This is a genomic window from Shewanella bicestrii, from assembly GCF_002216875.1.
GTDB classification, from domain to species: domain Bacteria; phylum Pseudomonadota; class Gammaproteobacteria; order Enterobacterales; family Shewanellaceae; genus Shewanella; species Shewanella seohaensis.
This window is the reverse complement of the sequence record NZ_CP022358.1, coordinates 3,047,589-3,060,098: the sequence shown is the minus strand read 5'-3', so window position 1 is coordinate 3,060,098 and position 12,510 is coordinate 3,047,589. Positions and strand designations below refer to the sequence as shown.

The window sequence follows — 12,510 nt, the reverse complement described above, 5'->3', positions numbered from 1 at the left end:
TTTGAATCGGTTCCTAGTCGGCCTGTGAGTCTGTTTTCGATTGCAGATCCCTACTAAAAATTGATCGACACGGAAGTGAAGGGCGCTATAACACCATAATACAGCTGCACCTTAAGCGCATTTGAGTATTAACTTCCGTGAAAACAATACAAAGGGGTCATCATGGAAAATCGTTGGCAAGTCGCTATTTCGGCGGGGCTATTAGCCGCTGTTTGGTGTGGTATCGCAGATGCCTTTCATCTCGTTACTTGGATTGGCTTTTTAGGTTGTAGCACCTTCTTTGCTCAGCCGAAGGCTGGTTTTCAAGGCGTGATGATGGCGTGGTGCACCAATCTCTCCGGTGTGTTTTGGGCTTGGCTCATTATTAGTGGTAGCAGTTTCTTCGTATCGCCTGTGGCGGGTTATCTGTTTACGGGTATCGCGACCTCGGCAATGTGCCTGCAGGCCAGTTATCAAAAATTAAGCTTTATTCCCGGCGCCTTTATTGGCTGTTGTATTACCTTTGCCATGGCAGGGGATGTCGCCAATATTGTGCCATCCTTAGTGTTGGGCGCCCTGTTAGGTTTTTGCATGAGTTTGTTGACTGCGCAGTTAGTCACCCTTCGCCACAAATGGTCAGCATCAACAGGTTCTGAAATCGCCAGTGCCGATTAAATTCATCATTTTTTAATGTGCAGATGATGCCTGTGCGGTAAAAAAGTGATGGAATAGATGAGCTATAATGCTGATTTAGTACCCGATAGCCTTTAGGTCTTAGGAAATATCAAGATGAAACAAATCCAGTTTCGCACCATTGATGCCATATTGATCAAATTCAGTCTCAACGGAAAGTTTTGGGTTGTCTGCTCTATGGTGGCGCTGATCACCGCCGCCGTTGCACTTGTCAATTACCAACATGCCCACCGCAACCTCGAAGCCGCCTCTTTGGCTCGGGTGCAGACAACGGTCGATGCCTTTGCTCAAGTCGCGAATGCACAGCAGTTAACGGGGGATACGTTGTCACAGTTTGCCCGTGACAATGGTTTAAGTGTTGTCAGTCGCCAAACTGAGGCTCAGCGCCAAAGAGATAATGTGACCGCCAGTGCCAGCGTGGGATCCGGCGGCGCACTCGAGCTGTCGCAAAATGTTGCTCAATGGGAAAATGAGGGGCGAAGCGATGCTAACTTAATGTTTTGGCTCGCGTTAATCGGTTTATTGCCCTTATTCCAACTCAGCTATTGGATTTCAACCTCCCTCGGTGGTGGCTTGTGGGATATGTACATGGCCATCAAACGCTTAGCCGATGGTGACTTAAGTTTCAGATTAAACTTTTTCGGCACCGATGACTTCAGTTTAATCGCCCGCGAAATTGACCGCTGCGCCGATAACATGAGCGAAATGGTGAGTGCTATCCGCAGCAATGCTCAGACGCTCTCCCTCGCCGCCGATGAGTTTAATCAGCAGGCCAAAAGCAGTGGCGAGTTAATTGGTGCCCAGCATCAATTTTTAGACTCGGTTGCCGTGGCCATGGCACAAATGACCTCGGCGATTGAAGAAGTGTCTGTCAATGCCAGTAACACCTCGCTCCAGACCAAAGATAACGCCAGCCAAATGAGTGCCAGCCAAGGACGTATTAGCCACACGGTCGATAGTATTGGGCAACTCTCAACCAAGATTGGCGCGGCATTTTCATCGGTAGAACAGTTATCTAAGGATGCGGCGGGTATCGATGCCGTGGTGACTACCATCAACAGTATTTCCGAGCAGACCAATTTACTGGCGCTGAATGCGGCCATTGAAGCGGCCCGTGCGGGTGAGCAAGGTCGTGGTTTTGCGGTGGTTGCCGATGAAGTACGTACCTTGGCGGGACGGACTCAACAAGCGACAGTTGAGATCCAAGCGATGATCGAAGGATTGCAATCGGGCACTCGTCAGTTATCCAATATCACCACTGAGATTGTGGACCGCGCCGATGAAGGCCGCAGCGCCATTATTGCCGTGGGCGACGATGTTGAGGGGATGGCGCAATCGGTTAATGCCGTATTCGATATGAGTAGCCAGATTGCTGCATCGGCGGAAGAGCAGAGCGTCGCCGCCCGTGATATTGCTGGCCAGCTCAATGAGATCCGTCATCAATCCGATACCATTAAACAAACGGCGCAGCGCAGTGTCACCCTAGCACATGATTTGCAACATGCCTCGGTTGAACTCGAAGGGATCCTTAAACAGTACCGCACTAGCTAAGCCGCGGCTTTTATGTGAGTGAGGTCGATTGGATTTCATTAGCATAACAGCGAAAGAGTGGTTCACTGGCGAGGCTTATCGCTAAATTCAAATAGCCAAATCCAAATGGCGGTTGCATCTAATGCAGCCGCCATTTTTTATGTGATTTACATCCGTCATCGTTATTGCTTTGGCTGAGGTACCCCAAAGTTAACCAAAGCCTTACAGACTTTTATTTACCCTTATTACACTGAAATTACAGTTTTGCTCTAACTCAAGCTGTTGTTAATAAAAGGTAAAAATTTAATCAGTCTAAAGCGTGACTTTGGTTTTATCATCAAAATACCGTTGGAGAGGTGCTGAAACTGGGGTAGGTTATCAGCCCTATATGCCCCTGTTATTAGGGGCGAAGGGATGAGAGTGACATATGCAAAGGGTTGAGAAAGCAGCCTACGTGGTTAAAAACACACTTGATGGCTACCGAGAGGAATTTGATGACTTGGTCAGAGAATATGCGAATTTCTCCTATACCCAAGTGGAAGCTTACTGCGATTTTTTTTGTTGATATAGCATCTATGATGAATGGTTCATGGCTATTAACGGCCGAGCTTGAGTCTGACACTATTGCTAATTTTAAATCGTTCGACTGGTACCGTATCTTGGCCATTGATGAAGCGCATACGCCAGAAGATGAATTGCTCACATTATTACAGACGGCCTATAAAATCGGCTATCTCTGGTTAATAGAACGTTTGTCATTACTAAAACAGCAAATAGAGATAATTGAAATTCGGCTGTATCACAATGGCAGTCTTGATTATCAAGTTTTGAATTAGCGGAATGAGGTTGATTTGCCAAGCTCAATATCTGCCTTATAAAAGTGATTTAGTTATGTCTCCTACAATCGAATATTGCCTGCTGCCGCAAGAGTCCGATAGCGTAATTGCATAATCTGGACTCTGTTTATCTTATTGATAAAAATGGAAATAAATCGGTCCATATGTAGTGGCTCATACTGCATTCAAAATAAACAGTGAATGGATAGTTTTAATGTTAGGAATAAAAATTGAAACAGAACGTTTAGTTCTTAAAGCATTTCATGAAGATGACTCGCAAGCATTATTTGACATTTTTTCTGAGCCAGAGGTGATGAGATATTGGAATACTCCTCCTTGGCGATCATTAGATGATGCCGCTGCATTTATAAATAATAGTTCCGACTCCATGTGTGATTCCCGCGGAATGACATTAGGGGTTTATAAAAAACATAGTGGCGAACTGCTAGGTAAAGTGATGCTCTTTAATTATGACAAAGAGTCAAAGCGAGCTGAAATTGGATTTGGAATAAGCCAAAGATATTGGGGAAAAGGTATCGTTTCCGAGGCTGGGGCTGCATTAATTAAATTTGCATTTAATACATTGGGTTTGCGTCGAATTGAAGCGGAGATTGACCCTGAGAATGTTTCTTCTGCCAACGTGTTGGAGCGTATGGGGTTTATCAAAGAAGGCCTTTTAAGGCAACGCTGGGAGGTGAGTAGCGTTATCTCTGACTCTGCTCTTTATGGGTTACTTGCAGAAGATTTAAAAGCCAGAGAGCAACAGATTTAAGCAAGTGGTTAATGTCTGGGATACCCGTGCTTTGGTTCTCGATAGTTATGGACTCTTTAGTGCCCCTCTAGATGTAATTCTGTTTAAAAATCAGTATAGATAGGAAAAATGATGGAAAAGGATGCATTAGTTAAGCTTGCCATTGAATACTTTAAGAAAGTCGATGCGGGTGATGTGAGTTACTTAGATTTATTTAGCGAAGAGGTAGACTTTTTCTTCCCCAAATTTGGACGCACTACGGGCAAGGACAGTTTAGTTGAGTTTGGCAATCGCATCGGTAGTTCACTTAGTCGTATTTGGCATGATATCGACGGTTTTAACATCACAGTTTCTGGCAATACCGTTATCGTTGAAGGGCAAGAAGGTGGGACCATGAGTGATGGCACCGTTTGGCCTGACAACAAGATTTCAACTGGCCGTTTTTGCAGTGTATTTGAGTTTACTGACCATCTTATTAGCCGCATGTATGTGTACGTCGACCCTGACTTTCCAAGCCTAGATGTAGAGAGGATCTCTGTATTATCAGATCAACATCAGGCCTAATGAGTTGTATTGTGTAAGTGATAAGTAGGTTAAACCTCTATTGAAAACAAGTCCTTGTAATGGAATATCTCGGTGATAACGAAAACGGAATTAATCAATACATTAAACGTGTTATCGGCGGCTGATCCAGATCATTATCCGGTCGTGACATTAGATGAGTACTTTTTAGAAAACGAAGATGAAGAGTCCATCGCACCCAATAATTGGGGCTATGGTCGGCCATCCATCAAAGAAATCTATCGCAGCTTGAAAGCAATCGAACATAGGCCTGATGTGCAGGGTGTTTATGTTGGATTACATGATGAATGGTCTGAAGCCCTTGAGGACGATGAGCTATGGCCGGCAGCCGAGAACATTCATATCCTTACAAGTGCGTGTTTGGCGGAAGTTGAAACTTGGGTTGCAGCAATCGCAGCGGATGGCGTCGTGATTGGATGGCCCTATGGTGAACATGACCTTTCTCCTAAACCTCAAGATGGTTATCTTGTCTATACAGTGTATTGGGATTAGGCGTTTTCTATCTTATAGATTATGGGTACTTTATTGCACTAGATTAAACTAGAAACATCGGCCCAGACTGGTGTTTCTATATCTAAAGATATTCAATCTAATTCTCTAATATAAAAATAGACTTTCAGCATTATTAAATAGAGTCGACCAACTTTTCATCAGACTCAGTCCTTCAACTTTTGATGCTGTATATTTTAATAAGAGTGTATTGTTGACCAAGCTGAAGTGCATTATGTTATTGATTTAAAATTAGTGGCTAGGTTTATTAATACAATAAGCACTCAACTGCTTTGAGTATTATGTATTCTAAATGGAAGTTTGAGTATGAAACTAAATAGCTTAAGTGATATTTTTGAACGGCGTTTACTGCGTATTCCCGATTATCAACGTGGTTATGCATGGAAGGTGCACCAAGTTGAGGACTTTTGGGAAGATATACTTCAGCTTGAATCTGACCGAATTCATTATACTGGTGTAATCACACTTGAACCGGTCAAATCAAGTTTATATCAGCGTTGGGAGAAGGATTTATGGTTAATAGAAGGTGTTGGTTATCGCCCATTTTATGTGGTGGATGGCCAACAGCGTTTAACCACTTCAATGATCCTTTTGCAGGCAATCCTTGAATCTGTCGAGGATGGGGCAGAGCTGAATTATCAATCTATCACTTCTATTCGCAAGCAGTTTATATTTTTTGAAGCAAACAATAAATTGCAGCAAAGCTTTATCTTTGGGTATGAGAAAGATAACCCCAGTGATGAGTACATGAAAACCAAGATATTTGGTGAGCACTCCGGTTCAAATCAGTTTGTCGAAACGCTCTATACGCGTAATCTTAGCTTTGCCAAAGACTACTTTAAGGAACGTTTAACTAGAATGTCGGTTGATGAGATCGCTATAATTTATAAGAAGTTAACGCAGAAGTTTAAATTCAATCTGTATGAAATTGACGAAGAAATTGATGTCTTTGTTACTTTCGAAACAATGAATAATCGAGGTAAGCCGCTTACTAGTTTGGAGCTGCTTAAGAACAGGTTGATCTACCTTTCTACCCTATTTAAAGATAATGATGGGCGAGAACAATTAAGAGTTAATATTAACGATGCATGGAAAACTATGTATGAGTACTTGGGTAAGAACCCTGAAGTTCTCCTGAGCGATAACCTCTTTCTTCGTAACCACTGGACCATGTATTTCAAATATAGTCGTCAAAAGGGTGATGACTACATCAAATTCCTTCTGGATGAGAAATTTAACGCCCGAAATATTACTCACCCTAAAAAATTAGAAGATAAGCTGAAGATTGAAGAAATATCCGACTATGTGAAAAGTCTTCAGCAGTCCATTGTCTATTGGTTCTATATGCATAATCCCTATTATGCGCAGGAAAATCATCTGACTGATTCACAGAAGGTATGGCTAGACCGTTTGGAACGGTTAAGCTTCAGGTCTTTCAAGCCCTTGATCTTGTCGGCATTCGTTTCCAAGCAACATCCTGAAATGATTAGTCGCTTACTTATAGCAGCGGAACGCTATAACTTCACACTGTTTAACCTTAGCCAACGTCGTGCGAATACAGGTGATACTGAGTTCTTCAGTATGTCACGAGATCTCTTGACTGGAGACAAGTCGATCGAAGAGGTTGTGAAATCCATAAATGCTTGGGTTGTTCGCTATTATGATCCTGAAAAATTCTTGGCTCACATCGAAGAAAAGTATGAATTGGACAGGGATGGATTTTATCACTGGGATGGTATTCGCTACTTCTTGTATGAAAACGAACACTGGCTAAGAGAAAAAGGTAAGCAGTCGACCAGCAAGCTGTCTTGGGATGTACTGAAAACAAGCAAAAAAGACCATGTAACTTTAGAACATATCTTTCCTCAAACACCTGACGACGTTTATTGGAGCGAACAATTTGGCTACCTGAATGAGAAGGGGCAGCGCTATTTAACTCACTCACTAGGTAACTTATTACCTCTTTCACGCTCCAAAAACTCGGCATTACAAAATGACAGTTTTCCTCAAAAGGTTAATAACGGCTCAGGTGTTGGTTATTACAATGGCTCGGTTTCCGAGAATGAAGTTGCGCAAAATCAAGATTGGACGCCGAATCAAATCTTGGCGCGAGGCTTGGAACTTCTCAGATTTATGGAAAAGCGTTGGAATATAGAATTAGGTGACGACGATTTTAAAAAACGATTATTGCACCTAGATAAAGTCAATCTAACAAATTCGTGACAAATTGCAGTTCAAGGAAAACTTGTTTCGTTCCTATTTTTCAGGTATTCAAGGCATTAATCCTTATAAATTTTAATTTAAGAGTTACTAATTTTTTAGTCTCTCAAACAAAAACATCGGCCTAGGCCGATGTTTTTATATCGATTAAAGTAGTCACTCAATCGAGTTAGGCTTCTTTAAAGGTGCTCCAAATTGGCGCGTGATCTGAGGGTTTATCGATGCCGCGTAGATCGTAATCGACGTCGGATTCGACTAAACGTGCGGCCAGTGACGGCGTGGCTAAGATCACATCGATGCGAAGGCCGCGGTTATCATCGAAGCCTTTGCTGCGGTAATCGAACCATGAATAACGCTCGCTGCGCTCGGGGTGCAATTGACGGAAGGTGTCCACCAATCCCCAATCTTGCAGGGTTTTCAGCCATTCACGCTCTTCGGGTTGGAAGCTGCATTTACCGGTTTTTAGCCAACGTTTGCGGTTGACTTCACCAATACCGATATCCAAATCGATGGGCGAAATATTGATATCACCAATGATGGCGATATCTTCATCGTTGCTATGGTTTGCGTGCAAATGTGCCATTAAGTCCTGATAAAACTTACGTTTAGCAGGGTACTTTGTTGGATGATCAATGCTTTCGCCCTGAGGGAAATAACCATTCAACACAGTTAACGGACGGCCATTTGCCTGAGCAAAGGTGCCGATAATCATGCGGCGCTGCGCATCTTCTTCATCGGTTGCAAAACCCTTTTGCACCTTAATTGGGGCGGCTTTGGAGAGCATGGCTACGCCATAGTGTGCCTTGCCACCGTGGTAATGCACGTGATAGCCCATGGCCTCGACTTCGGCGAGCGGGAAGGCTTCATCGTGCACTTTGGTTTCTTGCAGGCCGATAATGTCGGGCTGATGGCTGTCGATTAACGCTTGCAATTGATGCAGACGAGAACGCAATCCATTGATATTGAAAGAAACGATTTTCATTAAGGGAGAACTCGTTTGAAGGGTTTTACCACGACGCTTTGATATACGCCCGCCGCGAAGTAAGGATCGGCATCTGCCCAGGCTTGAGCCGTGGCTAACGAATCGAAATCCGCCACCACTAACGAGCCACTAAAACCCGCATCGCCTGGGTTTTCGCTATCGATAGCAGGGTGTGGACCCGCAACCAGCAAACGACCTTCATCGGCCAGTTCCTGTAAGCGTGCTAAATGCGCAGGGCGCGCCGCTAAACGTTTTTCTAAGCTGTTCTCAACATCTTGAGCTGAAATCATATACCACATTATTTGAGTTCCTTGCGTTGATCTTCGGGAAGATGTTTATAAAGGTAAAAGACGGTGATTACGGTATTAATCAGGGTTAAGGCGGTGAGGCCAAACACTTTAAAGTTCACCCAAGTTTCTAATGGCAGACTAAAGGCGACATAGATATTGACTAGGCCACAGATGGCAAAAAAGCTTACCCAGTACCAAGTTACATGTGCCCAAATATTATCGGCCACCTTCATCTCTTTACCCAACATGGACTTTAAAATCGACTTGTCGAGTAGTTGGCTCACGCCAAGGGCTAGGGCAAATAACGCATAAATAATAGTGACTTTCCACTTGATAAAGGCATCGTCATGGAACACTAAGGTGAGGGTGCCAAACACTGTCACCATAGCGAAGGTAATCAGGTGCATCTTCTCCAATTTTTTATACAGCGCATAGGTCACGACTAATTGCAGTGCGGTGGCTGCGATTAAGGCGCCACTGGCGATATAAATATCGAAAAATTTATAGACGGCAAAAAAGATAACGAGTGGCAAAAAATCAAGCAGTTGTTTCATAAATAATCGTGTTAAGAAGGCGTGGGCTTGAGTGTAGCACGGGGGGCTAGAGGGAAAAAGCCGTGAAAGGTGACCGATTGCTAACTGTTGCATGAAAGCGGCGCGAACGGCTGTTGCAATCCATGTTGCCCCTACAACTAAGTGGGCTGCAACTAATAAGGCTAAGCTTGCGCGGCACGTTTGGCTTGGGCGCGCGTGGCTAATGGGCAATCGCCGCAGCGATGACTGTTGGTGAGTTGATACCTTAAGCAGCATACGCGGCGAATATTGTCAGCGTGAGAAGCTGAGGCGGGCAGCAGGTTAATGCTGTTGTAGAGTGGATTCGCCTCGCCATCTTCAAAGGCTTTTGTGTTAAATAGAAGTTCCTTAAGGTGTTCAAATTCAATATTTGGCAATGCCATTTCGCCCAAATACCAGTGAATAAGGTAGCCTAAATGGCTCCAATACAACTTTGCGGGGGTTGGGCTTAAACCGGTTAATCGTTCAACGCTAGGGATTAGATGGCTTTGAATCCACTGAATAAGTTGTCGCTCGCGGGGTGGCGTTAAGACAGTGGATTTAACTATGCCGGCTTTTACTATGGCGACGTTATCCCGAGGAGTGGGAGTTAATTGAAACTCAAAACCTGCGACTCTGCCCGAATCGTGGGGCCGAAGATAAAAATGCTCAGGCGCTATATCAAGCTGCTCAATTTGCTCAATTTGCTCAATCTGCTCAATGGTGCTCGCGAGCGAGTGCGGCGCGCTAATAATCCATTCCAACATGGGCGGGACTAACAGACCGAAATACCACTGTCCCCAGAGCGAGTGAAGGGCTTTGGAATTATGGCTATGGCTGAGCAATATCTGCTCGGGAATATTTTCTAACGTGATGAAAGATGAGGTTTTTCCCAAAGGTGGATAGGCCTTGGCAAAATCCAGTAAAAGCTGCTGATAAACGGCTGGCTGACTCCAAGTATCAAAACTGAGTCCTTGGGGTTTAGTGGTTGCCACAAAGTGCTGGGCATAAAATGGGGCGCGCAGCGCCAGTCGTTGATTAAACGCTTTGGCGACTTGAGTTAAATCCGCAGGGCTTAGCGCTGTTAGGTTGGTTGTTTGCGCGCCGACCACAGTGCCTACATTCTGTGAGGGGTTGTGATGACACCGCTCGGTATGATCAGGTTGGGTTCCTCTGGAAAGCTTAACTAAGGTCGGTACCGTTTCCCTTTGGCGCGCCATAATCACTCCTTTGACTTGATTGATTAAACTGCGGCGAGTCTAGTCACCGCAGTTTTCATTGATGAACAGCTGGTTATCGACAGTCCGTTAGAAGCGATAATCCAAATTCACGCTCACGCTGCGCGGGGTGCCATATTGGAATTGGCTATATTGCCCCACTTGGCTGTAGTAGGTTTTATCCAAGGCGTTGTGCACATTGGCGCTTAGCTTTAGCTGCTCGGTAAAGGCATAACTTGCTATTAGGCTGGCCAATGCATAGGAGTCTTGCTCAACCTCGACTCTGCCTAAGGGCGAGTTGACGGTTTGATAGACTCGGCTTTGCCAATTTACCCCAGCGCCAAGCTGCAACTTGTTCCAATCGCCGCTAAAGGTATAAGTGGTAAAGAGTTTTAGCTGCTGGCGAGGTGATGAGGTGTTGATGCGATTGCCCTTAGGATCATCGGTACTGAATTGGGTGTAGCCGAAGTAGATATTCCAGTCATCGGTGATTTTGCCTGTGGATTCAAACTCAAAGCCTTGGGTCTTAGTGCCGTTAACCTCTCGATACACTGGGATAGTGGTGCCAGGCAGTACATCTCCGGTGCGTTCACCAACATTGTCTTGGCGAATTTCAAATACCGACAACGACATATCTAAGCTTTCATCCATCAAACTGGCTTTAATGCCCGCTTCGTAGTTTTTGCCTTTGACGGGGTCGATGTAGCTGGCATCGATGCGCTGTAAGGTTTGCGGCGCAAAAATATCCGTATAACTGGCGTAAAGCGAGTATTGCTCGCCCAGAGCGTAGGTCAGGCCAAAATAGGTGGTGAGCTCATTGTCGACCTTAAAATCATACATGCTGCCAAAGTTATCTTGGTCGGTTTGCCACTGGTTAAGGCGCAGGCCCGCGAGCAATGCCAAGGCATCGGTTAGATTAAGCTGTGTGGCCACATAGGCGGCGCTTTGCTCGGTTTCTCCGAAGGAACCCGTGGTGTGAGTCTCTTTCCAGTCAGGTTTTGGATACTGGAAGTTGGGATCGCGAAAATCTCCCAAGGGCGGCACGGCGGCCGTAGGATAATAGTAAGGGTTGGCAAACTCTTGGCGCTGACCCGTCCAGCCAAAAGTGAGCTGATGTTCTTGGCCAAACAGGGCAAACATTCCCTGCGCCCGTAAGTCGAGGTTATGTTGGGTACGGCTACCATCGACATAGGCGATAGAGCCTGCAGTTGCGCCTATGTTCGTTACCGGATCTGGATAACCTGTAGCCCATAGCACATCGTATTTCAGCGAGTTATCGCCGTAACTGTAGGTGCCTTTTAGCTCCCAACCGTTATCAAAACGATGTTCAAGGCTGGCGAAGGTATTGAGCCCTTGGGTATGCGCCGAGGCCCAATCGGGGGCGGTAGAAGTGGCGCGATCGTAATGTGTACGGCTGCCATCACTGTGGAACAGCGGCAGCCCGCCGGACATAGTCGCTTCGGGCGTGGTGTCTTGATAATCCACGCCTAAGGTCAGCAGTGTGCTGTCGGTAATATCGGTTTCAACAATGCCATAGAGGGTGGTGCGTTGCTGCTCGTATCTGTCTTGGAAGGATTCTTTATCCTGATAGGCGGCGACAACCCGGCCACGGATGTTGCCACTGTCATTTAAGCCGCTGGATAAATCGACCATACCGCGCAGATTGTTCCATGAGCCGACACTCACTGAGGTGTTGCCCATAAATTCTTGCGTCGGGCGTTTACGAATAAGGTTAATCGCGGCCGAGGGATTACCCGCACCTGTCATTAACCCTGTGGCGCCACGGACTATTTCCACGCGCTCGTAGATGGCGGTATCGATAAGGTTATCGCCGTAGTTAAAACGGGTGTCATAGGTGGTGGGCACGCCATCGTAAAGAATACTGGTGACCGCAATCCCTCGCGAGCTGATGCTGTATCTGTCGTTGTCCATCGGCCGAGCATTGATGCCTGCTACGCTGGTCATGGCTTCGATGACGCTGTTTAGTTGTTGGTCGTGCATCATTTGGCTGGTGACAGAGGTGACGGATTGCGGCGTCTCTAAATAGGACAAATCTAAGCCCGTTGCCGTGTTCATCGCCTGAGTTTTGTAACGATTATCATGGAGATCCTTAGCGCCAACGACATTAATGATTTCAATGTCTTTGGTGGATTTTTTCTGGGTATCGCTGGCATCGGCATAAGCATAGGGCATGCTGAGTATGGCAGAGCAGAAGATAAGCTCAGGGCGTGTGATGGCGAGTTGGCAGTGCGCCGCGAGACGGTTGAGGGGGAAGGTTTTCATAATAATGATCTTAAATTCCATTTAGGCTGTTTGATTGACTAGGTTGTTTTTGGGCACAGACGCGTGCCCAGAGTGGGCGTAAGGCC

Annotated in this window: 12 protein-coding genes; 7 read left to right on the top strand and 5 right to left on the bottom strand. The window is 45.5% G+C overall.

The genetic code is table 11. The annotated features are described in order from the left end of the window. Nucleotides 1-162: 162 nt before the first annotated feature. From CF168_RS13265 to CF168_RS13235, 7 genes are all read left to right on the top strand, one after another. Nucleotides 163-654, top strand: a complete 492-nt coding sequence (locus CF168_RS13265) for a DUF1097 domain-containing protein (protein WP_089068106.1) — start codon at nt 163-165, stop codon at nt 652-654. A gap of 114 nt (nt 655-768) precedes the next feature. After that, the gene (locus CF168_RS13260) at nt 769-2,223 is read left to right on the top strand and encodes a methyl-accepting chemotaxis protein (RefSeq protein ID WP_089068105.1); all 1,455 of its coding nucleotides are present in this window, start codon (nt 769-771) and stop codon (nt 2,221-2,223) included. A 473-nt stretch (nt 2,224-2,696) separates the two neighbouring features. Further along, entirely contained in the window at nt 2,697-3,038 is a 342-nt protein-coding gene (locus CF168_RS13255; RefSeq protein WP_240520028.1) for a hypothetical protein, read from the top strand. Between the two features lie 214 nt (nt 3,039-3,252). After that, the gene (locus CF168_RS13250) at nt 3,253-3,810 is read left to right on the top strand and encodes a GNAT family N-acetyltransferase (protein ID WP_089068104.1); all 558 of its coding nucleotides are present in this window, start codon (nt 3,253-3,255) and stop codon (nt 3,808-3,810) included. 111 nt (nt 3,811-3,921) lie between these two features. Continuing rightward, nucleotides 3,922-4,353: a nuclear transport factor 2 family protein gene (locus CF168_RS13245; RefSeq protein ID WP_089068103.1), complete on the top strand. Its 432-nt coding sequence runs from the start codon at nt 3,922-3,924 to the stop codon at nt 4,351-4,353. A 72-nt stretch (nt 4,354-4,425) separates the two neighbouring features. After that, the gene (locus tag CF168_RS13240) at nt 4,426-4,863 is read left to right on the top strand and encodes a hypothetical protein (protein WP_089068102.1); all 438 of its coding nucleotides are present in this window, start codon (nt 4,426-4,428) and stop codon (nt 4,861-4,863) included. A gap of 324 nt (nt 4,864-5,187) precedes the next feature. Then, complete coding sequence (locus tag CF168_RS13235; RefSeq protein ID WP_089068101.1) at nt 5,188-7,104, top strand: DUF262 domain-containing protein; 1,917 nt, start codon at nt 5,188-5,190, stop codon at nt 7,102-7,104. Between the two features lie 166 nt (nt 7,105-7,270). Here CF168_RS13235 and xthA read toward each other — a convergent pair whose 3' ends face one another. From xthA to CF168_RS13210, 5 genes are all read right to left on the bottom strand, one after another. Next, nucleotides 7,271-8,083: an exodeoxyribonuclease III gene (gene xthA / locus CF168_RS13230; protein WP_089068100.1), complete on the bottom strand. Its 813-nt coding sequence runs from the start codon at nt 8,081-8,083 to the stop codon at nt 7,271-7,273. Further along, a complete protein-coding gene (locus tag CF168_RS13225) occupies nt 8,083-8,382 on the bottom strand; it encodes a YciI family protein (protein WP_011072939.1) in 300 nt (99 codons plus the stop codon). The genes xthA and CF168_RS13225 overlap by 1 nt, the downstream gene beginning before the upstream one ends. Then, nucleotides 8,382-8,927 carry a septation protein A gene (locus CF168_RS13220; protein WP_037420040.1) on the bottom strand — a complete coding sequence of 182 codons (546 nt, stop codon included), beginning with the start codon at nt 8,925-8,927 and terminating at the stop codon, nt 8,382-8,384. Before CF168_RS13220 ends, CF168_RS13225 begins: the two co-directional genes overlap by 1 nt. Before the next feature lie 161 nt (nt 8,928-9,088). Continuing rightward, the gene (gene fhuF, locus CF168_RS13215) at nt 9,089-10,144 is read right to left on the bottom strand and encodes a siderophore-iron reductase FhuF (protein WP_089068099.1); all 1,056 of its coding nucleotides are present in this window, start codon (nt 10,142-10,144) and stop codon (nt 9,089-9,091) included. Nucleotides 10,145-10,231: 87 nt separating this feature from the next. Continuing rightward, nucleotides 10,232-12,445, bottom strand: a complete 2,214-nt coding sequence (locus CF168_RS13210) for a TonB-dependent siderophore receptor (RefSeq protein ID WP_167373639.1) — start codon at nt 12,443-12,445, stop codon at nt 10,232-10,234. Between the last annotated feature and the right edge of the window lie 65 nt (nt 12,446-12,510).